General features: G+C 43.4%; 21 protein-coding genes and 2 tRNA genes. 21 read left to right on the forward strand and 2 right to left on the reverse strand.

The window, feature by feature from the left end; translation table 11 throughout:
* Nucleotides 1–45 precede the first annotated feature (45 nt).
* From glmU to CYL18_RS17060, 14 genes are all read left to right on the forward strand, one after another.
* Nucleotides 46–1,419: a bifunctional UDP-N-acetylglucosamine diphosphorylase/glucosamine-1-phosphate N-acetyltransferase GlmU gene (glmU, locus tag CYL18_RS16995; protein ID WP_104850689.1), complete on the forward strand. Its 1,374-nt coding sequence runs from the start codon at nt 46–48 to the stop codon at nt 1,417–1,419.
* Nucleotides 1,420–1,439: 20 nt separating this feature from the next.
* Nucleotides 1,440–2,393, forward strand: a complete 954-nt coding sequence (locus CYL18_RS17000) for a ribose-phosphate diphosphokinase (protein WP_104850690.1) — start codon at nt 1,440–1,442, stop codon at nt 2,391–2,393.
* Between the two features lie 304 nt (nt 2,394–2,697).
* On the forward strand, nt 2,698–3,312 hold the full coding sequence (locus CYL18_RS17005; RefSeq protein ID WP_104850691.1) for a 50S ribosomal protein L25/general stress protein Ctc: 615 nt from the start codon (nt 2,698–2,700) through the stop codon (nt 3,310–3,312).
* Nucleotides 3,313–3,618: 306 nt separating this feature from the next.
* Complete coding sequence (gene pth, locus CYL18_RS17010; protein ID WP_104850692.1) at nt 3,619–4,179, forward strand: aminoacyl-tRNA hydrolase; 561 nt, start codon at nt 3,619–3,621, stop codon at nt 4,177–4,179.
* 80 nt (nt 4,180–4,259) lie between these two features.
* Nucleotides 4,260–4,490, forward strand: a complete 231-nt coding sequence (locus CYL18_RS17015) for an anti-sigma-F factor Fin family protein (RefSeq protein WP_104850693.1) — start codon at nt 4,260–4,262, stop codon at nt 4,488–4,490.
* Between the two features lie 112 nt (nt 4,491–4,602).
* Nucleotides 4,603–8,133, forward strand: coding sequence for a transcription-repair coupling factor (gene mfd / locus CYL18_RS17020; RefSeq protein ID WP_236636511.1), 3,531 nt, complete (start codon nt 4,603–4,605; stop codon nt 8,131–8,133).
* Nucleotides 8,134–8,308: 175 nt separating this feature from the next.
* Nucleotides 8,309–8,845, forward strand: a complete 537-nt coding sequence (gene spoVT / locus CYL18_RS17025; RefSeq protein ID WP_104850695.1) for a stage V sporulation protein T — start codon at nt 8,309–8,311, stop codon at nt 8,843–8,845.
* 138 nt (nt 8,846–8,983) lie between these two features.
* A complete protein-coding gene (locus CYL18_RS17030; protein ID WP_104850696.1) occupies nt 8,984–10,585 on the forward strand; it encodes a putative polysaccharide biosynthesis protein in 1,602 nt (533 codons plus the stop codon).
* Nucleotides 10,586–10,603: 18 nt separating this feature from the next.
* Nucleotides 10,604–12,067, forward strand: coding sequence for a bifunctional methyltransferase/pyrophosphohydrolase YabN (yabN, locus tag CYL18_RS17035; protein WP_104850697.1), 1,464 nt, complete (start codon nt 10,604–10,606; stop codon nt 12,065–12,067).
* A 20-nt stretch (nt 12,068–12,087) separates the two neighbouring features.
* The gene (locus CYL18_RS17040; protein ID WP_104850698.1) at nt 12,088–12,348 is read left to right on the forward strand and encodes an RNA-binding S4 domain-containing protein; all 261 of its coding nucleotides are present in this window, start codon (nt 12,088–12,090) and stop codon (nt 12,346–12,348) included.
* Nucleotides 12,349–12,418: 70 nt separating this feature from the next.
* Nucleotides 12,419–12,724: a sporulation protein YabP gene (yabP, locus tag CYL18_RS17045; RefSeq protein WP_104850699.1), complete on the forward strand. Its 306-nt coding sequence runs from the start codon at nt 12,419–12,421 to the stop codon at nt 12,722–12,724.
* The gene (gene yabQ, locus CYL18_RS17050; protein WP_104850700.1) at nt 12,721–13,377 is read left to right on the forward strand and encodes a spore cortex biosynthesis protein YabQ; all 657 of its coding nucleotides are present in this window, start codon (nt 12,721–12,723) and stop codon (nt 13,375–13,377) included. Before yabP ends, yabQ begins: the two co-directional genes overlap by 4 nt.
* Before the next feature lie 14 nt (nt 13,378–13,391).
* Nucleotides 13,392–13,766 carry an FtsB family cell division protein gene (locus CYL18_RS17055; protein WP_104850719.1) on the forward strand — a complete coding sequence of 125 codons (375 nt, stop codon included), beginning with the start codon at nt 13,392–13,394 and terminating at the stop codon, nt 13,764–13,766.
* A gap of 119 nt (nt 13,767–13,885) precedes the next feature.
* Nucleotides 13,886–14,350 carry a S1 domain-containing RNA-binding protein gene (locus CYL18_RS17060; RefSeq protein WP_104850701.1) on the forward strand — a complete coding sequence of 155 codons (465 nt, stop codon included), beginning with the start codon at nt 13,886–13,888 and terminating at the stop codon, nt 14,348–14,350.
* A 141-nt stretch (nt 14,351–14,491) separates the two neighbouring features.
* Here the strand turns inward: CYL18_RS17060 and CYL18_RS17065 are convergent.
* A tRNA-Glu gene (locus CYL18_RS17065) sits at nt 14,492–14,563 on the reverse strand.
* A 12-nt stretch (nt 14,564–14,575) separates the two neighbouring features.
* Nucleotides 14,576–14,652 (reverse strand) — tRNA-Met (locus tag CYL18_RS17070).
* A 307-nt stretch (nt 14,653–14,959) separates the two neighbouring features.
* On the opposite strand from CYL18_RS17070, the gene spoIIE reads away from it, so the two are divergent.
* From spoIIE to CYL18_RS17105, 7 genes are all read left to right on the forward strand, one after another.
* The gene (gene spoIIE, locus CYL18_RS17075; protein WP_104850702.1) at nt 14,960–17,443 is read left to right on the forward strand and encodes a stage II sporulation protein E; all 2,484 of its coding nucleotides are present in this window, start codon (nt 14,960–14,962) and stop codon (nt 17,441–17,443) included.
* A gap of 86 nt (nt 17,444–17,529) precedes the next feature.
* A complete protein-coding gene (locus CYL18_RS17080; protein WP_104850703.1) occupies nt 17,530–18,264 on the forward strand; it encodes a vWA domain-containing protein in 735 nt (244 codons plus the stop codon).
* Nucleotides 18,230–19,198, forward strand: coding sequence for a serine/threonine-protein kinase (locus CYL18_RS17085; RefSeq protein ID WP_330847608.1), 969 nt, complete (start codon nt 18,230–18,232; stop codon nt 19,196–19,198). Before CYL18_RS17080 ends, CYL18_RS17085 begins: the two co-directional genes overlap by 35 nt.
* 121 nt (nt 19,199–19,319) lie before the next feature.
* Nucleotides 19,320–20,717 carry a tRNA lysidine(34) synthetase TilS gene (gene tilS / locus CYL18_RS17090; RefSeq protein ID WP_104850704.1) on the forward strand — a complete coding sequence of 466 codons (1,398 nt, stop codon included), beginning with the start codon at nt 19,320–19,322 and terminating at the stop codon, nt 20,715–20,717.
* 12 nt (nt 20,718–20,729) lie between these two features.
* Nucleotides 20,730–21,275, forward strand: coding sequence for a hypoxanthine phosphoribosyltransferase (gene hpt / locus CYL18_RS17095; RefSeq protein ID WP_104850705.1), 546 nt, complete (start codon nt 20,730–20,732; stop codon nt 21,273–21,275).
* 135 nt (nt 21,276–21,410) lie between these two features.
* Nucleotides 21,411–23,408, forward strand: coding sequence for an ATP-dependent zinc metalloprotease FtsH (gene ftsH, locus CYL18_RS17100; RefSeq protein ID WP_104850706.1), 1,998 nt, complete (start codon nt 21,411–21,413; stop codon nt 23,406–23,408).
* 83 nt (nt 23,409–23,491) lie between these two features.
* Nucleotides 23,492–24,259 carry a type III pantothenate kinase gene (locus CYL18_RS17105; protein WP_104850707.1) on the forward strand — a complete coding sequence of 256 codons (768 nt, stop codon included), beginning with the start codon at nt 23,492–23,494 and terminating at the stop codon, nt 24,257–24,259.
* Nucleotides 24,260–24,264: the final 5 nt, after the last annotated feature.

The raw sequence follows: 24,264 nt of genomic DNA on the forward strand, positions 1-24,264 counted from the left end.
TCATGTATAGTCTTAAATGGATAAAAAGGTAAACGGAGGCCTATCATGACGAACCGAAATGCAATTATACTGGCAGCGGGAAAAGGTACTCGGATGAAATCGAGTCTATATAAGGTATTGCATCCCGTTTGCGGAAAGCCGATGGTAGAGCATGTTATTGATCATGTTTCATCTATTCAGGCTTCAAAAATCGTAACAATTATTGGACATGGAGCGGAAAAAGTTAAAGAAGTAGTAGGTTCAAAGACTGAATATGCACTGCAGGCAGAACAATTAGGTACCGCCCATGCCGTTATGCAGGCTAAAGATATATTAGGTGATGCTGAAGGGACGACTCTAGTCATTTGCGGAGACACTCCACTCATTACGGCCGAAACTCTTGAAGCATTACTGGATGTGCATGCCGCACAGAAAGCCAAAGCAACTATCCTTACTGCTCGCACAGATAACCCGGCAGGCTATGGGCGTGTAATCAGAAATGATGATGGCCTAGTTGAAAAAATTGTAGAGCATAAAGATGCTTCACCTGAGGAATTGCTCGTTCAGGAAATTAACACAGGAACATATTGTTTTGATAATAAATTGCTGTTCGAATGCCTTGAGAATGTTTCAAATGAAAATGCACAGGGCGAATATTATTTGCCGGATGTCATAGAAATCTTGAAGCAAAAGGGAGAGATTGTTTCAGCTTTTGAAACACCGAGCTTTGATGAAACATTAGGCATTAACGACCGTATTGCGCTATCTCAGGCGGAAACAATACTCAAGCGCCGTATCAATGAAGGCCATATGAGAAACGGTGTTACACTCATCGATCCTGACAATACGTATATCCACCCAGATGTGGTCATTGGCCCTGATACGTATATTTATCCTGGCACAATGATTACAGGCAAAACGATTATTGGCAGCGAATGTCACATTGGTCCGAACACAGAGATAAAGAATTGTGAAATAAAGAACCGCACAGTGGTTCGCCAATCGGTCGCTCATGATAGCCAAATAGGCTCTGACGTCCAAATTGGCCCTTTCTCACATATTCGTCCGCAATCAGATATTCGTGATGAAGCAAAGATTGGCAACTTCGTAGAGCTGAAGAAAGCAACGCTTGGAAAAGGCAGCAAAGCATCGCATTTAAGTTATTTAGGCGATGCTGAAATTGGCGAAAATGTAAATATAGGCTGCGGAAGTATTACAGTTAACTATGATGGGAAGAATAAATTCTTAACCAGGATAGAAGACGGGGCATTCATTGGATGTAATTCCAATCTAGTCGCTCCGGTGACCGTAGGCAAGAGCGCTTATGTTGCAGCTGGCTCAACTATCACAAAAGATGTGCCAGGGGAGGCATTATCTGTTGCGCGTGCACGACAAGTGAACAAAGAAAACTATGTAAATAAGCTAAACATCAATAAATAGTCTTGGAGGCCCATTATAAAATGTCAAATCGATATTTAGATCCCAATCTAAAAGTATTCTCACTCAATTCCAATCCTCAATTAGCAGAGGAAATTGCAAATGTTATTGGCGTTGAACTAGGGAAATGCACGGTGTCACAATTCAGTGATGGCGAAGTGCAAATCAATATTGAAGAAAGTATCCGCGGATGTGATGTATTCGTTATCCAATCCACTAGCGCTCCTGTAAATGAGCACTTAATGGAATTGCTTATCATGATTGATGCATTGAAAAGAGCGTCTGCTAAAACCATCAATATTGTAATGCCTTATTACGGCTATGCGCGTCAAGACCGTAAAGCACGTGCTCGTGAGCCAATCACCGCTAAATTGGTTGCTAATTTGCTTGAAACAGCAGGAGCTACACGTGTTATTACACTAGATTTGCATGCGCCTCAAATTCAGGGCTTCTTTGATATTCTAATTGATCACTTAATGGGTGTTCCGATTCTTGCTGATTATTTCCAAACGAAACAATTAGAAGATATCGTAATCGTTTCTCCTGATCACGGCGGTGTTACACGTGCGCGTAAGATGGCAGACCGTCTGAAAGCGCCAATTGCTATCATCGACAAACGCCGTCCGCGTCCAAATGTGGCTGAAGTCATGAATATCGTTGGTAATATTGAAGGAAAAACAGCGATTCTGATTGATGACATTATCGATACGGCAGGAACAATCACTTTAGCTGCCAATGCACTTAAGGAGAATGGAGCGAAGGAAGTGTATGCTTGCTGTACACATCCTGTTCTCTCTGGCCCGGCTATTGAGAGAATTCAAAACTCCAATATTAAAGAGTTGGTTATAACTAACACAATTGCATTGCCAGAGGAAAAGCAAATTGATAAAATCGTCAATTTGTCTGTTGCTTCTCTCATTGGTGAAGCCATCATCCGTGTGCATGAAGAACAATCCGTAAGTACACTATTCGATTGATCAGCTAAATGGACATCTCCATACTACAAAAAGCCGAATGGAACCCCATTCGGCTTTTTCGTGTGCTCTCAAAATGAAAGGAATCGTGGTTCAGGGAATATGAATAATAACCGAGTGCCTCAGGAATAGTCAGGTTTAGGAACTGCGAGGCTTGAGCGCTTCCCCTGCAGGATGCGGCACCATTTTGAGGAGCATAGCAAGTCATACGACGATGAAAAAATACACCCAAAAGTTTACAGCATCCTCAAAAAGGGGATTAGTAATTAGATAAACGTTCAAATAGAAAAAGGAAGGTGTAAGTGGTATGGCAATGACATTACAAGCAACTCAAAGGGAAGACCTTAAGCGTTCTTCATTAAGAAAACTAAGAGAAGAAGGTAAATTCCCGGCAGTCGTGTATGGAAGTAACAAAACGGCTTCACCCATATTTGTAGATGAAGGTGAATTTCTAAAGACTATTAAGCAAAGCGGAAGAAATGGTGTTTTATCACTTGATTTAGGCGGGAAAAAGACGAGTGTCATGTTAGGCGAGTATCAGCAAGACAGTTTAAAAGGCACCATCATTCATGCTGACTTCCTAGCCATCAACATGTCTGAGGAAATGGAAGTAGCCGTACGTATTGACCTTGTCGGTGAAGCAGCAGGTGTCAAAGAGGGTGGGGTACTCCAACAATCTTTGCATGAAGTGACAGTGAGTGCGAAGCCAAATGAGATTCCTTCTTCAGTTGAGTATGATGTTTCCAACCTGCAAATTGGAGATACCATCATTGTCGCTGATTTGAATCAAGATGGGTCCTTCACCATTACTCAGGATGAGGATGAGGTTATCGCCTCCGTTCTTGCACCTAGAGTTGAAAGTGAATCTGAGGAAGAAGAGACTGCTTCAGAAGAAGCAGCAGAAGAAACGCCTGCTGAGTAAAACGCACATTTTGAGTCAGCATCCAGGGTTGTTGGGCAAGGGCCTGACAGCCCTTTTTGCGGATGCAGGAAATTTGTATGTCCCTTTTGCGAAAAATAGGGGCATTTTATAAGAGGGGCTTACTGCCTGTTTGAAGGGCCCTTTTTCATGTGAAAAATATGGTCAAACTCTCCGTTTAATCACATAAGAATAGAAAATACATAGTAAAACTACTCAATCAGATAAACTTTATTTTGCTTAAGACCATAAAAAGTATAAAATATGGAGAGGAAATGAAAAGGTTTTACTTACAAGGAAGTGTCATAAATGAAGTTAATTGTTGGTCTCGGCAATCCAGGGGCAAAATATGAAAAGACTCGCCATAATATCGGATTTATGATTATCGATGCATTGGCTGAACAATGGGGTATTAAACTGAACCAAAGCAAATATAATGGCCTTTATGGGGCAGGCACAGTAGCGGGTGAGAAAGTGGTTTTGCTAAAGCCATTAACGTATATGAACCTCTCGGGTGAGGCGATTGCTCCGCTTGCGAAATTTTACAAAATCGGCCTTGAAGATATAGCGATCATCTATGATGATCTTGATTTGCCAAGAGGGAAGATTCGTCTGAGACAAAAAGGCAGCGCAGGCGGCCATAATGGCATGAAATCAGCCATCCAGCATCTTGGCGGAGACGGGTTTAATCGAATCCGTGTTGGTATCGGCCGACCGGAAGGGAGAATACCGGTACCGGATTATGTGTTGACCAATTTTGGGATAGAGGAGCAGGCTGTTATGACTGATGCGGTCAAGAAGTCTGTGGAGGCTTGTGAGCAATGGCTGAAGGAGCCTTTCCTAAAGGTCATGAATACGTATAATGGATAATTGTGAGCCTTTTAGCTGGGATTGAATAGACTGAGACATATTCGTGAATACTAACGGTATAGAGGATGCGGAGGTACATTATGGCGCTACACTATTACTGCAGGCATTGCGGGCATGTCTTAGGCAATCTTGAAGAACGGCATAAAGAACAATATCAATCAGTTCTTGAGTTGCTTACAGCTGAGGAAAGAGAAGAGATCATTTGTTATGATGATAATGGAGTTATTCAAATCCGGTCTATCTGTGAATCCTGTCAGGAAGCATTGGAGCAGCAGCCGGATTATCATTTACTTGATTACCTAATCCAATAAGACAGGACTTGCTTTGGAAGCCTTTCTCCAAAGCGTTTTTCTGTTTCTGAATAAGACTTATTCATCTATTAATATATCAATATAAATGACAGTTGAAGGGAGGACAGATAAGTTGAAAAGACTACAACAGCTTTTATCGACGAACAAAGACATTGCTTCAATCCAGGAGGGTATTGAGGCAGGGCTAAAGGAGCAAATGCTTGCTGGTTTGTCTGGCTCTGCACGCTCCTTATTCATGGCAGGATTGTATGAGCAGACGAATAGGCCGCTGTTAATCGTGACGCCTAATCTTTTGAACGCCCAAAAAATATATGAAGATCTGACCTCTATTTTAGAGAAGGATAAGATATTCCTATTCCCAGCTAATGAATTGATTGCGGCTGAACTGAGTATTGCCAGTCCTGAGCTCCGTACACAACGGATTGAGACTTTGAATTATCTGTCAAGCGGACCGAAGGAAGGAATTATCATTGCCCCTATATCTGGAATCAAAAAATTGCTCCCGCCGGCAACGGTATGGGCGGAGAGTCAGTTAGTATTTAAGGTTGGCGATGATATCGAGATTGATAAGTTATTATCCAAGCTCATAGCAATCGGCTACACAAGAGCGGATATGGTTACTGTGCCAGGGGAATTCTCTCTCAGGGGAGGTATCATGGATATTTACCCGCTGACAGAGGAGAATCCGCTTCGTATAGAACTGTTTGATACAGAAGTCGACTCAATCCGAACATTCTCCGTTGACGACCAGCGCTCATTAAAGAAGGTAAAAGAAGCGATATTAAGTCCTGTAACGGAAACAATCGTGAGCAAGGTTGGTTTATTTATGATTGCCGAGCTTCTTGAGGAGGGATTAGAGGATTCGCTTAAAAAAATCAAGGATAAGCAGGCAAAGGAGAAAATGCTTACACAAATTGAGCATGAGATTAGTATGCTCAGAAATGGCGAGACATTCGAGCATATTGCCCAATACCTTTCGCTTGCCTATGAACAGACGGCTAGTTTGATAGACTATATTCCAGATACAAGCTTGCTGATTTTTGATGAGGTATCCAGAATTCAGGAAATGGGCGATCAATTAGATAAAGAAGAGGCGGAATATTATACATCCTTGATTGCAGACGGAAAAATCATACATGATATTAAGCTATCCCACTCTGTAGCTTCCCTGATGCAAATGCATAGACACCCGTCTGTCTATCTATCGCTATTCTTGCGTCATGCCGCTCATACGAGCCCGCAAAATATTGTGAATACCTCCTGCAAGCCTATGCAGGATTTCCATGGCCAGATGAATGTCTTTAAGGCAGAGGTCGATAGATGGAAGAAGGGTAAGTATACGGTCATCTTGATGGGTGCCGATTCAGAGAGAGTTAAACGAATTGAGCGTATATTGGATGACTATGATATGCAGGTGGATATTGTCCATGATAAGGATGGTATCAAGGATGGCGCCATTCAAATTATGGAAGGCCAATTGCAGACAGGTTTTGAGCTCCCGCTTCAGAAAATAGCCATCATTACGGAAAAAGAGCTATTTAATAAGCGGACTCGTAAAGCAGTGAGAAGACAGAAGATGTCCAATGCGGAGCGCATCAAAAATTATTCCGAGCTGAAGCCGGGAGATTATGTTGTTCATGTCAATCATGGAATCGGGAAATTCCTCGGCATTGAAACCTTGGTCATTAACGGCATTCACAAGGATTATCTGCATATTCGTTACCAAGGAAATGATAAGCTCTACGTTCCAGTCGACCAAATCGAGCTCATTCAGAAATATGTCGGTTCTGAAGGAAAAGAACCGAAAATGTATAAGCTCGGGGGAGCCGATTGGAAGCGCGTTAAGAGCAAGGTTCAATCAACGGTTCAGGATATCGCTGATGATTTGATTAAGCTATATGCTGAAAGGGAAACGGCTAAAGGCTATGGCTTTATGCCGGATGGTGAGATGCAGCGGGAATTTGAGGCAACCTTCCCTTATAAGGAGACAGAGGATCAGCTGCGCTCGATCGTGGAAATTAAAAAGGATATGGAACGGGAAAGACCTATGGATCGCCTTTTATGCGGGGATGTAGGCTATGGAAAGACGGAGGTAGCCATCCGAGCGGTCTTCAAGGCAATCGCCGATGGCAAACAAGTCGCTTTCCTCGTGCCAACGACGATTCTAGCCCAGCAGCATTATGAGACCATGCGGGAGAGATTTCAGGACTTCCCGATTAATATAGGTCTATTGAGCCGATTCCGCACAAGGAAAGAACAGAACGAGACAATCAAGGGACTGAAGAATGGAACTGTAGACGTTGTGGTCGGCACTCATCGTCTCCTTTCGAAGGATATTGTGTACCATGATCTTGGCCTATTAGTCGTTGATGAAGAGCAGCGATTCGGCGTGACGCATAAGGAAAAGATTAAGCGGTTGAAGACGAATGTGGATGTTCTGACTTTGACGGCCACGCCAATCCCAAGAACCCTGCATATGTCGATGCTTGGTGTGCGTGACTTGTCCGTCATCGAGACGCCTCCGGAAAACCGATTCCCGGTTCAGACGTATGTAATGGAATACAATGGGATGCTGGCGCGCGAGGCAATTGAGCGTGAGCTTGCACGCGGCGGTCAGGTCTATTACTTATACAATCGCGTGGAAGACATCGAACGAAAGGCAGAAGAGCTCGCTATGCTTGTCCCTGACGCACGCATTGTCGTCGCTCATGGGAAAATGACTGAAAGCGAGCTTGAATCTGTCATGTATAGCTTCCTTGAGGGTGAGGCTGATGTGCTGGTAAGTACTACCATTATCGAGACAGGGGTTGATATTCCTAATGTCAATACACTTATAGTCTATGATGCCGATAGAATGGGACTATCACAGTTGTATCAACTGCGGGGAAGGGTCGGTAGATCCAATCGAGTCGCCTATGCGTATTTTACTTACAGACAGGACAAGGTGCTTACCGAAGTGGCTGAAAGGCGCTTACAGGCAATAAAGGAATTTACAGAGTTGGGTTCAGGCTTTAAAATAGCTATGAGGGATTTAACCATTCGGGGTGCTGGTAATTTATTGGGAGCGGAGCAGCATGGCTTCATCGACTCTGTAGGATTTGATCTTTATTCCCAGATGCTTTCAGAAGCAATCCAGGAACGAAAAGGGGATATTAATAAAGAGACCCATAATCCAATTGAGATTGACCTTGAAGTGGATGCCTATATTCCGGATTCCTATATACCTGATGGAAATCAGAAGATTGAAATGTACAAACGTTTCAGAGCGATTTCAACAGAAGAGGAGTTAGAGGAACTTCGCGAAGAAATGATTGATCGTTTTGGAGAATACCCAGTAGAAGTTACTTATCTGTTTAAGATTGCGGAATTAAAAATATTGGCGATACGCGCTGGTGTGGAATTCATTAAGCAAGCAAAAGATGAAGTGACGATACTCACCTCTGAAAAATCAAGCAAAGAAATAGACGGACATTTATTGTTTAAGGCTGCCTCTAAGTATGGCCGCATGGTTGGCTTGGGTATGGAAGCCAATTGCTTGAAAATGGTTCTGTATGTAAAGAAAGTTCCGGCAGAGGACTGGCTCAATGCTGCCTTTGAGCTGGTTTCTGAGCTCGAGAAAAATAAAAAGATAAAGGCCGAATAAGCTTTTTTATCTTTATTGCTTTACAAGTGAAACCCCGGTAATGAAAGAAATAATTTTCTTAGTGTATAGAAGTTACCATTAGAAAAATACTAAGTTCAAGTATCTGCGGCATTATCGACAATTGGCAGCAAGACATGTCGCAAAAATTAACACGATGAAAGAGAGGCAACACAGAATGAAAGCAACAGGTATTGTTCGTCGCATTGATGATTTAGGACGCGTTGTTATTCCTAAAGAAATTCGCAGAACGCTCAGAATCCGTGAGGGAGATCCTTTGGAAATTTTTGTAGATAGAGACGGAGAGGTAATCCTTAAAAAATATTCTCCAATCAGTGAGCTTGGAGATTTCTCTAAAGAATATGCAGAAGCTTTATATGATAGCCTTGGTAATCCTGTATTAATCTGTGATCGTGATACATACATCGCCGTTGCGGGGGGTTCTAAGAAAGAATTCTTGAACAAGGCAATCAGTGATTCTGTCGAAAAAATCATGGAAGACCGCAACCCTGTACTTATCACTCAAAAAGGAACAGTTTCCTTGGTTGATGGTGCAGATGAAGATGTCGCTTCCTACACAATCGCTCCTATCGTAGCGAACGGTGATCCAATCGGGGCTGTTGTGATTTTTGCAAAAGAAGCCACTGTTGGTGAAATTGAATTAAAAGCGATTGAAACAGCTGCAAGCTTCCTTGCAAAACAAATGGAACAATAATCATTAATGGATGATGGGTAATCAAGAGGTCCGTTTCAGCGGAGGGCGATCTTTTGATTGCCCTTTTTTTATGGAGACATAATGGACAATAGTGCGTATGGTATAATACATGAAACAGAATAAAGAGGTGTACATTTAGTGGATAGGGAATATGGCGCATCTCGCAGGATTGCGCGAGGGGCTGCAATACTCGCGGCTGCAGCCATTTTTGTAAAAATATTGAGCGCGATTTATCGTGTCCCCTTTCAAAATATAGCTGGTGACGAGGGATTTTATATTTACCAGCAGGTTTACCCGATTTATGGAATTATTATTGTTCTTGCTACATACGGATTTCCTGCAGGAATCTCAAGTATGATGGCACCACATGATAAGGGCGGAAGGTCGCAAAAGGAACTTATGACTGCCTCTCTCCTTTGGGTATCTATATTTGGGCTTTTTGGATTTTTGCTGCTTTATATGGGAGCTGAAGAGATTGCTCTCCTGATGAATGATAGTAAGCTCGTTCCATTGATTGAAGTTACAGCATTTTCTATGTTGTTGCTCCCGCTTGTATCCTGTGTGAGAGGCTTCTATCAGTCAAGCGGCTATATGCTTCCAACGGCTTTCTCCCAGACCATAGAGCAAATTGTCCGGGTATCGGTCATACTGATTGGCTCATTTATCTTGGTGGAGAAGGGCTCTTCGCTTTATGAAGTTGGAGAAGGGGCTATGAAAGGGTCAATTTATGGAGGAATAGCAGCGACTTTCATTCTGCTGTATTTCGTCATGAAGGATCGAGATGAGTATTTTCCGTTGCGATGGCCATCCTCTGAGGTGTTTATCCAAGCTGGGAGAATCCTTCTGTTCCAGGGACTGGCATTTTGTCTAAGCAATATGTATATCCTGCTTTTACAGCTCATAGATTCCTTCCAGCTGTATGCTGCCCTTGTAGACCAAGGGATCATCCCTCACGATGCTAAGATATTGAAAGGTACATATGATAGAGGCCAGCCGCTTGTTCAAGTTGGCCTGGTGATTACGACTTCTATGGCATTATCGGTTGTGCCGGTTCTCTCCTCCTTGAAAAAACGAGGCTCGTTTGAGGAGTTGAAGAACATGTGCCAGTTAATCATCAAGATAAGTATTATAATTGGGCTTGCGGCTGCTGTCGGTTTGGCAGCCATATTAAGCTCGGTGAATGTTATGCTGTTTAAGGATGACCAGGGACAGGCAGCCCTGACAATCATTTCGTTATTGATTGTGTTTGCATCTGTGGCTGTTACTTCTGCAACCATTTTACAGACATTAGGGCGTATCAGAGTCTCTGTTATAATAATATGTTTATCTGTTGGGTTGAAGGCCGTAATGAATCCGCTTCTTATTGCAGATAGCGGCATTTTGGGAGCAGCCTGGTCAAGCTTATTGGCAACATCGGTCGCAGCGGTCGCTCTTTTAGCTGTGCTCAGCGGGGAGCTGTCTGGAAAGCTGATGAGTTTACGGCAGCTGTCAGTGATGGCAATGGCGGTTCTCGCTATGTTCGGAGCATTAATAGGGTATACAATGATTTTTTCAGCCCTCTTTGAGGGGTACCTTGAATCAAGATGGCTTTCGGCTATCCATGCCTTGAGTGCTGTTCTGCTAGGAGTGGTAGTTTATCTCCCTATTTTGGTTAAAATGAAGTTATTCAGCCATGAGGAGCTCCAATTGGTCCCTTTCGGAGATCGGCTGGTCCGGCTTTTGCCGCATGAGAATAATTAAGTTAGGAGCATACGTCTAATGAGTCATCATATTACCATTATCGGTTTAGGAGCGGGAGAGCTAGAACAGCTGCCGCTTGGGATTTATCGATTGTTACAGAATACATCTTTATTATATGCCCGAACAATAGAGCATCCGGTATTAAAGGAGCTTTCTGATGAGGGTCTTTCGGTTATGAGCTTTGATCATATATATGAAAAGCATGATCGGTTTGAGGATGTTTACGAGGAAATTGCGGATACCCTGTTTCAAAAGGCTTTATCAGAGGATATTGTCTATGGTGTCCCAGGCCATCCGCTTATTGCGGAAAAGACGGTTCAGCTTCTTCTTGAACAAGGGAGCGAACGAGGGGTTGATGTCATCATCAAGGGCGGGCAAAGCTTTCTGGACCCGATGTTTACCGCCATCAAGGTGGACCCGGTGGAAGGTTTCCAGTTCCTTGATGGTACGAGCATCTCTGTTGTGGATTTGAATACACGCCAGCATATCATCATTAGTCAGGTTTATGATGCTTTTATTGCGTCCGAAGTGAAGCTTACATTGATGGAGCGTTATCCGGATGATCATCAAGTATGCCTAGTGACGGGAGCTGGCATGAGCTCTGAACAAGTGAAATGGATACCGCTGTATGAGCTTGACCGGGAAATGGAGCTGAGCAATTTAACGTCTGTTTATGTTTCGCCCCTTACCGATTCGGAACTGCAATATAAGGAGTTTTGGAAGCTTCGAGAAATCATTGACCGCTTGAGAGCTCCGGATGGTTGTCCGTGGGACCGTGCCCAAACGCATAGCTCCTTAAAGAAATATCTGATTGAAGAGGCCTATGAGCTTCTGAATGCCATTGACCAAGACGATATAGATAATATAATTGAGGAACTCGGGGATGTCCTTTTACAAGTGATGCTCCATGCGAAGATTGGGGAGGATGATGGATATTTCTCTATTGATGATGTCATTGAGTCTATCTCTGAGAAGATGGTTAGAAGACATCCGCATGTCTTTGGGGATGCCTTTGCCGAGTCACCAGAGGATGTGGAGAAGACGTGGCAGCAGGTGAAGAAGGCCGAGAAGGGTGAGGCACAATCCTTGCTTAAAGATCTGAATGAAAGTCTTCCGAAGCTGATGCAGGCAGAAGAAGTGCAAAAGCGTGCTGCCAAGGTGGGCTTTGACTGGGATGATGTTGAACCGGCTTGGGACAAGGTTCTAGAGGAGATGGAGGAGTTCAGGGCAGAGCTCAACAAACCAAATCGTGATGGGGCTAAAATGTCCGATGAGTTCGGAGATGTCTTATTTGCATGCGTGAATGTAGCGAGACTTGCGAAGATTGATGCAGAGCTTGCCTTGCATGGAACAATCAATAAGTTCCGAAATCGTTTTGAGTTTGTAGAACGCTGTGTGAGGGAATCAGAAAAGGGCTGGAAAGATTACACCTTGGAGGAGCTGGACCATTTTTGGGACCAGGCGAAGAAGCAAGGGCTATAACGAAATAGGAGGAAACAAGAATGAGGCTTGATAAATTCTTGAAGGTATCGCGAATCATCAAAAGGCGATCAGTTGCAAAGGAAGTGGCTGATCAAGGCCGTATTAAAATAAATGGAAAAGAATCAAAGGCTTCTGCGGATGTAAAAGTTGGCGACACACTTGAAATTCGCTTCGGTCAAAAGGTCCTTACCGCGAAGGTTGAGAAATTAGTGGAGACTACAAAAAAAGACGAAGCTGCCGGCATGTATACGATCATTGGCGAGGAACGGATTTCGGAGTAAGAGCAGCTTGGTCTATTTCACCCTGAATTATCATACACTTTTACAAAATGTTTGATAATGGGGGATAAGGATGAGCCAATATTATGAATCAAACCAGAGTAGCAAAAATGTTACACCTGAGCATGATATAAGCATGAAGGGCCGCAAGCTTTTGGATATATCCGGCGTCAAACAAGTAGAAAGCTTCGATAATGAAGAGTTTCTGCTGGAGACTGTCATGGGTTACTTGGCGGTTAGGGGCCAAAATCTCCAAATGAAGAACCTGGATGTTGATAAAGGCATTGTCTCTATTAAGGGGAAGGTGTTTGAAATCACCTATCTTGATGAGAACGGCGGGGAGAAAGCTAAAGGATTCTTTGGCAAGTTATTCAAATGAGCCTGGATACCCAATTTGTGACGCTCCTATCCATGATAGCGATGGGCTTAAGCTTTGGGGCGGCTTTTGATACGTACAATCGTTTCTTGAAAAGGGCAAAGAGGCCACTTTGGATTGTGTTCATTAATGATGTCTTATTTTGGTGCATGCAGGCATTGCTGATTTTCTTTGTCCTTTTTAAAGCCAATGCCGGTGAATGGCGTTTCTACATCGTTCTCGCGCTGCTGTGCGGATATTCAGCTTATCAGGCTCTCTTCAAGGGGCTTTATAAGAAGCTGCTTGAAATGATGATCCATCTCGTGCTTCGGACCATTCATTTCTTTGTCCGTTTAGGGGACATGCTGTTGCTCAAGCCGGTGAGGGGATTGGTCATGCTGGTGGTCGGAATGGCTCTTTTTTTCCTTAAATTGGTTATAAAATTGGCAAATGGATTATTTTTGCTTGCCATGATGATTTTAAAGGCTTTATTATCAATAGTAAGAGTAGTGTGCTGGCCGGTGACCCGTTTGGCTCTATTCCTGTGGAAAATCATGCCGGAGCTTATACGTAAGCCATGTGAAAAGTTTTTTTCGAAATTAGCAGGGATTATCATTGGCATGAAGAATAATATCATTGTATTCTATGACAGGTGGATAAATAGGTCGTCTGAATGAAGGAGGAAAAGGAAATGGGTGCGCTTGATAAGAAAAAGAAAAATATCTCTCAAATCGACTCACCATATGTTCAATATCAAGAGAAACGGACCCAGTCCTTTGAGCGGAAGAAACTGGGACTGAAAAGAAGGCTCGTCTTCTTTATGCTATTTGCCGTTATGACAACCGGCATCGTCTTAGCTACGCTCTATTCCCAGAAATCTGCCCTGAAGGACAAAGAGGCCCAAAAGCAAGAGCTTAAAGAGCAGTTATCCAGCTTGCAGAAGGAAGAGGAACAATTGAAGGAAGAAATCATTAAGCTGAATGATGATGAATACATCGCGAAGCTTGCCCGTAAGGAGTATTTCCTTTCAGATGACGGTGAAATTATTTTCAACCTTCCAGAATAATGAAGGGTAGCTAAATTACCCTCACATTGACACGAATTTTTTACAGGGATTATAATATATAGGGAAGTATTTCTATACTCTATTATTTTTTTAATTTCTTAAGGAGGAGCATTTTTTTTATGTCAATCGAAGTAGGCAGCAAGTTACAAGGTAAGGTAACAGGAATTACCCATTTCGGAGCGTTTGTTGAGCTGCCCGAAGGTTCAACAGGATTAGTCCACATTAGTGAAGTGGCTGATAACTATGTTAAAGATATCAATGATCACCTTAAAGTAGGTGACCAAGTTGAAGTAAAAGTCATCAATGTCGAAAAGGACGGCAAGATTGGTCTATCTATTAAGAAGGCCGTTGAGAAGAAGGAAAGCGAAGCCCCATCTTCATACCAGCAACGTCCGAGAAGAAACAATGATTTCCGCGGTGGACGCGGAGACAACCGCGGCGGAAGAGGAACTGACGCTAGACCGCCACGTGAGAATTTTGAACAAAAAATGGCCCGCTTCTTAAAAGACAGTGAAGAGCGTATGTCATCTCTTAAACGGAATACAGAATCCAAACGAGGTGGCAGAGGAGGAAGACGCGGCTAAACCTTGCTGCTGAAACAAACTGGCAATTTATATAACAGACTGGCTGAATAGCCAGTCTGTTTTTGTATGTAAATAACTATTTATAATGAATGCACAAAAAAAGCCGGGGAATGAATTCCTCGGCTTTTATCTATATGAAAATGACCCCTACGGGATTCGAACCCGTGTTACCGCCGTGAAAGGGCGGTGTCTTAACCGCTTGACCAAGGGGCCATGTATGAAATTTGGTAGCGGCGGAGGGGATCGAACCCCCGACCTTACGGGTATGAACCGTACGCTCTAGCCAGCTGAGCTACACCGCCATATTCTTAAGCACAAAAAATATCTTACAATCTGCGTGCCTCTTTGTCAATGATTAAAATATTATCCATAATTATCAGATTATTCCCGTTAAATTAATGGCAAATTCTTGTCTGTTCCCTTCTTTCTTACACAGCTTTCAAGCAAAATGGATTTCTTACTCGTCATTGTCTATTGCATTATGTTTGGATTTGCCCATTCACAAGGAATGCCGTCGAACACTTTTTCCTTGTTCATCCTTCAATATGACAAATTAATGAGCTTGTCCAATCTATAATGAGAGACATCACCAGTTAGGGGAGTGAAACAATGAGTAAAGTAGAAAATAATCATATGTTTGGATCAGTAACGGATGTTCAATATAATTCTGAGAAGTGGAATCCGGCCCATCTCATTGGGAGATATACGGCCAAGATTGAAGATATATTCATTAGACAAGGCTATATAATGGTCGTCCTGGGCTTCCTGCTGGGGAGAGCGCTTATTCTCTCGCAGCTAACACCATTCTCGCTGCCGTTCTTTGCGGCGGTGTATATGATGAAAAGAGAGCGATCGCCGCTGGTGATGGTATCGGCGATTGGAGGAGCCTTAACAATATCCTGGACAGCAGGATTAAGCCTGTTTGCCTCCTGTGCGTTATTTCTCCTTCTTTATAAACTGCGACAGCCATCGGTGGAGAACCAATTCAAACTTGTTGGAGTTTATGTCCTCATAGCCCTGGGGATTTCTAGCGCGACGGAGCGTTATCTGAGATATATGAAGTTTGAGATTTATGACGCTATGATGGTGGGGGTGGAGGCAGGACTGGCACTGATTTTAACCTTAATATTTATTCAATGTATTCCCTTGATTTCCGTTCATAAAAGACCGCAATCTTTGAAAACGGAGGAAGTCATCAGCTTGATTATCATGCTTGCCTCCGTAATGACGGGGACGATTGGGTGGGCTTTCTACGATGTATCTTTAGATCATATTCTAAGCAGGTATCTCGTCTTGCTGTTTGCTGTATCAGGCGGGGCCTCTATTGGATCGACTGTCGGAGTTGTGACAGGGCTCATATTTAGCCTGGCCAATTTGTCGAGCTTATTTCAGATGAGTTTGCTTGCCTTCTCAGGACTGCTTGGAGGCTTATTAAAGGAAGGAGGAAAAATCGGCGCATCCCTAGGGCTGATCATTGCAACCTTGCTGATTGGCCTATATGGAGAGGGGTCACAGAATATTTCTATTACCTTATATGAATCAATCATTGCCATCAGCTTATTCTTTCTAACACCTGCTTCTATTATAGGGCGTGTCGCGAAGCATATCCCTGGTACAGTGGAGCATGCCAATGAACAGCAGCAATATGTTAGGAAAGTCAGAGATGTAACCGCCCAGCGGGTGAATCAATTTTCATCCGTCTTTCTCGCTTTATCCAATAGTTTCTCCAAGATGGAGGAGAGCACGACCAAGGAGGAGGATAAGGAGCGGGATATGGATTACTTCCTCAGCAATGTCACGGAAAAAACATGCCAGACATGCTTTAAGAAGGATTATTGCTGGGCGAAGAATTTCGATTACACATATGGAATGATGAGTGATTTGGTTGAGGATCTGGAAGAGGAGCCTGCCCAGGTTTCTCAACAGACAGCAAGGGAGTGGAAAAAATTCTGTACGCGGTATGACAAAGTGACAGAAGCGATGCTGCAGGAGATATCCTATTTTAATGCAAATCAGAAGCTGAAAAAGCAGGTGAAGGAAAGCAGAAGACTTGTGGCTGACCAGCTCCAAGGTGTATCGAAGGTTATGGAGGATTTCGCGAAGGAAATCACGAAGGAACGTGAGAATCTTCATATACATGAGGAACAATTAATGGATTCCATCCGCTCATTTGGATTGGATATTCATCAAATGGAAATCTATTCTCTAGAGCAAGGGAATATTGACATAGATATGCAGCTCAGTGATAACAAAGGAAGTGAGGTTGGCGAAAAGCTGATCGCTCCGATGCTCTCAGACATACTAGGTGAGCATATTATCATGCATAAGGAGGAAAAGGGCACTTTTCAGCGGGGAATATGCAGGCTGACTTTCCGTTCAGCGAAGCGATATGCTGTAGAAACTGGAGTAGCCCATGCTGCGAAGGGAGGCGGACTTGTATCCGGAGACAGCTATAAGATGATTGATATCGGCAAAGGGAAATATGCTATTGCCATCAGCGACGGCATGGGCAATGGCCAAAGGGCACATAATGAAAGCACGGAAACTCTGCAGCTTTTGCAGACCATTCTTGAGTCAGGTATTGAAGAAAAGGTAGCGATTAAATCCATCAATTCCATCCTTTCATTACGAACGACAGATGAAATCTTCTCGACGCTGGATCTGGCCATGCTCGATTTGCAGGATGCAAATATAAAATTTTTAAAGGTCGGTTCAACGCCGAGTTTCATAAAACGAGGGCAGCAAGTGACGAAAATACAATCAAATAATTTGCCGATAGGCATCATTAAAGAATTCGATGTGGATGTCGTGAATGAACAGCTGAAGGCAGGGGACCTGCTGGTTATGATGAGTGATGGCATTTTTGAGGGACCGAAGCATGTAGAGAATTATGAAGCCTGGATGACGAGGAAAATACGAGAGATCAAAACAGAAGATCCTCAGGAAATGGCAGACATTATATTAGAGGAGGTCATACGAACAAGTTCTGGCAGAATAGAGGATGACATGACAATAGTGGTTGCCCAAATTAAGCATAATATACCGAAGTGGTCGAGTATTCCCATGGGGTTAAGGCGCAAAAAGGCGCAATAGACCCCTAAAATCCCCATCCAAGTCGTATAAAGCGCCATATAAAAGGCGAAGATGATGATAATATACGAGTAATGGAGGGTAATGGGATGAAGACAGGAACAGTGAAACAGATTCTTTTGCTGACAGACGGCTGCTCAAACAGGGGAGAAAATCCATCAGCCATGGCTGCCTTAGCAAGAGAAGAAGGGCTGGTTGTCAATGTAATCGGAGTGATGAGCAAGGACATCATAGATGAACGGGCAATGGGTGAAATTGAGCAGATTGCTATCGCCGGTGGAGGCATTCATCAAATTGTCTATGCTGAACAGCTATCTCAAACCGTACAAATGGTCACAAGAAAAGCCATGAACGAAACCATTCAGGGGGTAGTCAATAAAGAGCTGCAGCAGATTCTTGGTAATCAGCTTACGCTAGAGGAACTGCCTCCTGAAAAGCGGGGAGAAATTATGGAGGTCGTTGAGGACCTTGGTGAAACAGTAAGAATGGAAGTCCTTGTTCTGGTCGATACGAGCGCTAGTATGAAGCATAAGCTGCCAACGGTCAAAGAAGCACTGATTGACCTTTCTATCAGCCTGAATGCCAGAAGCGGCGATAATCAATTCGCTGTCTATATATTTCCCGGGAAAAGAGCAGAAGCGGAGCTTGTGCTTGATTGGTCACCAAGGGTAGAATCACTATCTAAGATATTTGAAAAGCTAACAACTGGCGGAATCACGCCGACCGGGCCGGCTATAAGGGAAGCAATTAGGCATTTCAAGGATAAGTCTTCTTTAAGGAGATTGGCAGATGATGACGAGTCATACAGTGAAGAGACCATGTAGCTTCCAGATAGGGACCTTCATTACGGGTAAGTGGCATAAAAATCATTATGAGCTGCGTAAGGAACTGGGCTTTGGCGCTAACGGAATTGTTTACCTGGCTCAATCCTCAAAGGGAATTGTCGCAGTAAAGTTCAGCGATAACAATGCCACGATTGCTAGTGAAGTGAATGTATTAAAATCATTTGCGAAGGCCCAAGGGGATTCCCTGGGGCCTTCTTTGATAGATGTCGACGATTATGTCGTAAATGGGAAGGTATATCCATTTTATGTGATGGAATTTATCAAAGGGGATTCCTTGCTGGTCTATTTGCGTAAACGCGGCAATGAATGGCTAAACGTCCTTTCCTTGCAGCTGCTTGGCCAGCTTGAACAATTGCACCAGCTGGGCTGGGTATTTGGCGACTTGAAGCCTGAGAATCTTATTATCCAATGGCCTGAGCAAAGGGTTCGTTTCATAGATGTCGGTGGCACAACACAACAGGGGAGAGCGATAAAGGAATATACCGAATACTTTGACCGCGGCTACTGGGGTCTTGGTGGACGAAAGGCGGAGCCATCCTATGATTTATTTTCTTTGGCGATGGTCATGCTGACGGCGGCCTATGGGAAAAGAGTACCAAAGGCAGAGGGTGGTCTAAAAGAGTTAGGTGAAAGAGTTAAGGCTAAAAAGGAGCTTGCAGTCATTGAACCGGTTTTGATGAAGGCTTTTGCAGGTAAATATGCAAGTGCGAGAGAAATGAAGCAGGAATTAGCAGATACCATCCATCGCAAATCTAGTGCTTATCATCGTCCGGTTCCAGTTAAGATGAGCCGGATGCAAATAAGAAAAGTGAAAGGGAAACAGAAGAAGAGCGGCCGTATGGCAGAAACGCTTTTCCTTATTCTCCTTGTTACCCTTCTTTATGCAATTTACATGCTAGGCCTGATTGTATAAGTTCAGAATTTAGACAAATAATATAGCTGTCTTTCTTGGCGTCTGCCAAGGAAAGTTTTTGTCAGTCCCTCCATAAGAGTGGTACGATAGTACATATTGAATTAACGGGAAGGGATTGTCGATGTTAGAGAGTAAAGTTTCTGCTTTTATAAAGCAAAAACAGTTAATAGATCCCGGTGACTCTTGTTTAGTAGGCGTTTCAGGCGGACCGGATTCCATCGCTCTATTAGCTTATATGAAAGAGCTGGCGCCTGCATATGGTTTGACAATTATGGTCGCGCATGTGGACCATATGTTCAGGGGAGAGGAATCCTATCAGGACTACCGATATGTGGAGGGAATGTGCGACCGGTGGAATATCCCTTTTATGGGGGCAAGAATTGATGTTCCTAAGCATATTAGACAAACCGGAAAAAATGCCCAACAGGCCTCTCGGGATTGTCGGTATGCGCACTATGAAGCTATAATGAAGAAATATTCGGTGAAAAAGCTAATTTTAGCCCATCATTTAGATGATCAAGCTGAAACCATCCTGATGAATTTGGTCAGGGGAAGCACTGGAAAAGCAAGAATGGGAATTCCCGTTAAAAGGCCTTTTGCAGATGGGATGCTCATTCGCCCATTTTTGGCTGTTACAAGGGATGAAGTCATGGACTATTGTGAACGAATGAACCTGAGCCCGCGCTTCGACCCAAGCAATGAAAAAGATGTTTATACGAGGAACCGTTTTCGTAAATACATTTTGCCAATCATCAAGAAGGAAAACAAGCAAGCAATGAATCATATTCAACGTTTCTCAGAGGAACTTGAGCTGGATGAGGATTATCTGCAAAGTCTTGCTCAAGAGAAATTTGAAAAGCTTGGCATGATGCAGGAAAATGGGAAGTGGATTGTTGAAATTGCCCGTCTTTCAGAAGTGCCAAAACCTTTACAAAGAAGGGTGATTCAACTAATATTAAACTATCTTTATCAAGTGAAACCTTTCGTGTTTTCATACGTACATATAGATAGTATTCAATCCCTGCTTGTGGAATCGGACCCTTCCATCTCTTTGCAATTGCCTCTTGGCCTTCGAGTGACAAAGACATACGAGCGGTTGCTTTTCCATTTTGGGGAGCTGCCTGTTTCATCTTATTCTAATGAGCTCTGTATGCCAGGAATAACAGTGCTGGGGAATGGTTATGCGATTGAAACAGCATTATGGGACGGAACTGTTGAGGATGTGTTTCAAGAATCAGCTAATGCCTGCATTATCCCAATCGCAAAAGATAGGCTTCCTTTGCTGGTACGCAACAGGCTTGATGGAGACCGTTATAAGCCGAAAGGATTTGCGGGACATAAGAAGCTGAAGAAGCTATTTATTGAGCGCAAAATCCCAATTCATTTGCGTGATTCCTGGCCGATTGTCACTGACAAGAATGGCGCCATCGTCTGGATACCAGGATTGCAGCAGGTAAGTGCCGAACATTCGCCGAATGCTATATATATCATGGTAAAGTATACTGAATTAAACTCCTAGGAGGACTACTGAATGACTATCCACAATGACATAGAAAAGATTTTGATTTCCGAGGAGGAGATCCAAGAGAAAATCAAAGAAGTGGGTGCCATGCTCACTGAGGAATACAAGGACAAAAACCCACTTGTAATCGGTGTTTTGAAAGGTGCTATGCCTTTTATGAATGATTTGCTGAAACGCGTTGACAGCTATTTGGAAATGGATTTCATGGATGTTTCCAGCTATGGTTCTGCCCAAGTTTCATCTGGTGAAGTGAAAATTATCAAGGATTTGAACACGTCGGTAGAAGGGCGAGACTTGCTTATTATCGAGGACATCATTGATAGCGGCCTCACTTTATCTTATTTGGTCGATCTATTCCGCTACCGTAAGGCTAAATCAATCAAGCTCGTTACCTTGCTTGATAAGCCGTCCGGACGCAAAGCAGATATACAGGCAGACTACGCTTGCTTTAACGTGCCGAATGAATTTGTTGTCGGCTATGGGTTGGATTACATAGAAAAGTACCGTAATCTCCCGTATATTGGGGTTCTAAAAAGAGAAGTTTATGAATCATAATTTTAGGGATATAAATGATTAGTATACGTTCGATTCGGCAGAATAGACGCGTCAATTCTAATTATATAAAATATTAAGTAACCTAAATGCACTATAGGCAAATACTATTTAGTTTCCTTTGGGAGGAGGTTAGGGATGAACCGTATATTTAAAAATACAATATTTTATTTATTTATTTTTGTGGCGATCATTGGGGTCGTGAGTGTATTTAACCAAAACTCCGAACCAACCACACAAATGTCAAATACTGAGTTCATAAACAAACTTGAAGCTGGTGAAATTAAATCTGCCGACCTACAGGTAGAGAACGGTGTATACGCTGTAACAGGTCAAGAAAAAGGTGCTAAGGAAGATGAGTTTTATGTAACCTATATTCTTTCTGAGCAAGCACAGAAGGTCACTGATCTGATTGATGACCAGGGTGTGCCTACTAATGTAAAAGGCGCTGAACAAACAAGCGCTTGGGTAACATTCCTTACTTCCATGATTCCGTTTGTGATTATCTTGCTATTATTCTTCTTCTTGCTGAATAATGCGCAAGGCGGCGGAAACAAGGTAATGAATTTTGGCAAGAGCAAAGCTAAGCTATACAGCGAAGAAAAGAAAAAGGTTCGCTTCAAAGACGTTGCGGGAGCCGATGAGGAGAAGCAGGAGCTTGTTGAGGTTGTTGAATTCTTGAAAGATCCTCGCAAATTCGCTGAACTCGGTGCTAGAATTCCAAAGGGTGTCCTTTTAGTGGGACCTCCGGGAACTGGTAAAACATTGCTTGCAAGAGCAGTGGCTGGTGAAGCTGGCGTACCGTTTTTCTCTATTAGCGGTTCTGACTTCGTTGAAATGTTCGTTGGTGTCGGTGCATCGCGTGTACGTGATTTGTTTGAGAATGCGAAGAAAAATGCTCCATGTATCATCTTTATTGATGAGATAGATGCAGTTGGACGCCAGCGTGGCGCAGGCCTTGGCGGCGGGCATGATGAACGTGAGCAAACATTGAACCAGTTGCTCGTTGAAATGGATGGTTTCGGTGCTAATGAGGGAATCATTATTATTGCTGCGACTAACCGTCCGGATATCCTTGACCCTGCGTTATTACGTCCAGGACGTTTCGACCGTCAAATTACGGTTGATCGCCCAGACCTAAACGGCAGGGAAGCGGTCCTTCGTGTTCACGCACAGGGCAAACCGCTTTCTGATGATGTAGATCTTAAAGCAATTGCGATGAGAACACCAGGCTTCTCAGGTGCAGATCTTGAGAACCTGTTGAATGAAGCAGCTCTCGTAGCGGCTAGACAAGATAAGAAGGAAGTTGACATGAGTGATATCGATGAGGCGACTGACCGTGTTATTGCCGGTCCTGCCAAGAAGAGCCGTGTCATTTCCAAGAAGGAAAGAAACATCGTGGCTTTCCACGAATCCGGTCATACCGTTATCGGCCTTGTATTGGACGAAGCGGATATGGTTCATAAAGTAACAATCGTTCCGCGAGGCCAGGCAGGCGGATATGCAGTCATGCTTCCACGTGAGGACCGTTACTTCATGACCAAGCCAGAGCTTTATGATAAGATTACCGGTCTATTAGGCGGACGTGTTGCAGAGGAAATCGTGTTTGGAGAAGTAAGTACTGGTGCTCACAATGACTTCCAGCGCGCGACAAGCATCGCTAGAAAAATGGTCACTGAATACGGTATGAGTGACAAGCTTGGTCCAATGCAGTTCGGTCAACCACAAGGTGGTCAAGTATTCCTTGGGCGTGACATCAATAGTGAACAAAACTACTCTGACAAGATTGCTTACGAGATTGATACAGAGATTCAAAGCATCATCAAGACATGCTATGAGCGCGCAAGAACAATCCTTACTGAAAATCGCGGTAAGCTTGATTTAATCGCTAATACATTGCTTGAAATAGAAACCTTGGATGCAGAACAAATTCGTCACCTAGCGGACCATGGCACATTGCCTGAGCGCAAGAAAACGAATGGTGATGTAAAGGTGAACTTCTCTTCTAAAGAAAAATCACCAGTTGTATCTGAAGATTTATCGAAAGAAGATGGGACAATCGCTGAAGGCAGGAACGATGAACAAAATCCGCCTGCACCTCCTAATATGGAGACAGATGACCCGAATAAGCTATAAAAAAGGAGTGCCCCTTAATTGGGGCGCTTTTTTATTGCACATGTTAAAATAAGGTCATCCTATAGATAAGGTGTTGTGGTCAGATGCTGCTCGTTTTGGAAATAGGTAATACGAATATACTGATAGGGATTTATGAGGATGATCGTTTGCGTTACCATTGGAGAATAGAAACGAATCAACGGAAAACAGAGGATGAATATGGCCTTGTTTTCACTCAGCTATTTAGGAACGCCGACGTCGATGCACAACAGATTAAAGGGATTATTATGTCTTCTGTTGTACCGCCGATTATGCCTGCTCTTATCAATATGTGTACAAAGTATTTTGGAATTGAGCCGCTTGTAGTAGGTCCGGGTGTTAAAACAGGTCTTCATATAAAGTATGAAAACCCCCGTGAAGTCGGTAGTGACCGGATTGTTAATGCTGTAGCGGCGATAGAAGAATACGGTGCCCCAATCATCATTGTGGATTTTGGAACAGCAACCACGTATTGTTATGTTAATGAACATAAACAATATATGGGCGGAGCCATTGCGCCTGGTATTGAGATTTCAACAGAAGCCCTTTTTGCAAGAGCCTCTAAATTGCCGCGTGTTGAAATATCGCGGCCAGATAGCATCATCGGCAAAACGACGGTTTCAGCAATGCAGGCCGGGATCCTTTATGGAGTAATCGGTCAAGTTGAGGGGATAGTCAGCCGTATAAAGAAACAAAGCAAACAGCAACCTAAGGTTATCGCAACGGGAGTGTGGGCCTCTCTCATTGCTGATGAGACATCAGCTATTGACGAGGTAGCCCCATTCCTGACGTTAAAGGGGCTGCAAATCATATACAAGAAGAATCGGCTATAAGGCCA

The organism is Pradoshia eiseniae, from assembly GCF_002946355.1.
Taxonomy (GTDB): domain Bacteria; phylum Bacillota; class Bacilli; order Bacillales; family Pradoshiaceae; genus Pradoshia; species Pradoshia eiseniae.

What these genes read in the sequence shown, in the direction of transcription:
- glmU (WP_104850689.1), top strand. Translation starts at nt 46, where the DNA reads ATGACGAACCGAAATGCAATTATACTGGCAGCGGGAAAAGGTACTCGG.
- CYL18_RS17000 (WP_104850690.1), top strand. Translation starts at nt 1,440, where the DNA reads ATGTCAAATCGATATTTAGATCCCAATCTAAAAGTATTCTCACTCAAT.
- CYL18_RS17005 (WP_104850691.1), top strand. Translation starts at nt 2,698, where the DNA reads ATGGCAATGACATTACAAGCAACTCAAAGGGAAGACCTTAAGCGTTCT.
- pth (WP_104850692.1), top strand. Translation starts at nt 3,619, where the DNA reads ATGAAGTTAATTGTTGGTCTCGGCAATCCAGGGGCAAAATATGAAAAG.
- CYL18_RS17015 (WP_104850693.1), top strand. Translation starts at nt 4,260, where the DNA reads ATGGCGCTACACTATTACTGCAGGCATTGCGGGCATGTCTTAGGCAAT.
- spoVT (WP_104850695.1), top strand. Translation starts at nt 8,309, where the DNA reads ATGAAAGCAACAGGTATTGTTCGTCGCATTGATGATTTAGGACGCGTT.
- yabN (WP_104850697.1), top strand. Translation starts at nt 10,604, where the DNA reads ATGAGTCATCATATTACCATTATCGGTTTAGGAGCGGGAGAGCTAGAA.
- CYL18_RS17040 (WP_104850698.1), top strand. Translation starts at nt 12,088, where the DNA reads ATGAGGCTTGATAAATTCTTGAAGGTATCGCGAATCATCAAAAGGCGA.
- yabP (WP_104850699.1), top strand. Translation starts at nt 12,419, where the DNA reads ATGAGCCAATATTATGAATCAAACCAGAGTAGCAAAAATGTTACACCT.
- yabQ (WP_104850700.1), top strand. Translation starts at nt 12,721, where the DNA reads ATGAGCCTGGATACCCAATTTGTGACGCTCCTATCCATGATAGCGATG.
- CYL18_RS17055 (WP_104850719.1), top strand. Translation starts at nt 13,392, where the DNA reads ATGGGTGCGCTTGATAAGAAAAAGAAAAATATCTCTCAAATCGACTCA.
- CYL18_RS17060 (WP_104850701.1), top strand. Translation starts at nt 13,886, where the DNA reads ATGTCAATCGAAGTAGGCAGCAAGTTACAAGGTAAGGTAACAGGAATT.
- spoIIE (WP_104850702.1), top strand. Translation starts at nt 14,960, where the DNA reads ATGAGTAAAGTAGAAAATAATCATATGTTTGGATCAGTAACGGATGTT.
- CYL18_RS17080 (WP_104850703.1), top strand. Translation starts at nt 17,530, where the DNA reads ATGAAGACAGGAACAGTGAAACAGATTCTTTTGCTGACAGACGGCTGC.
- CYL18_RS17085 (WP_330847608.1), top strand. Translation starts at nt 18,230, where the DNA reads ATGATGACGAGTCATACAGTGAAGAGACCATGTAGCTTCCAGATAGGG.
- tilS (WP_104850704.1), top strand. Translation starts at nt 19,320, where the DNA reads ATGTTAGAGAGTAAAGTTTCTGCTTTTATAAAGCAAAAACAGTTAATA.
- hpt (WP_104850705.1), top strand. Translation starts at nt 20,730, where the DNA reads ATGACTATCCACAATGACATAGAAAAGATTTTGATTTCCGAGGAGGAG.
- ftsH (WP_104850706.1), top strand. Translation starts at nt 21,411, where the DNA reads ATGAACCGTATATTTAAAAATACAATATTTTATTTATTTATTTTTGTG.
- CYL18_RS17105 (WP_104850707.1), top strand. Translation starts at nt 23,492, where the DNA reads ATGCTGCTCGTTTTGGAAATAGGTAATACGAATATACTGATAGGGATT.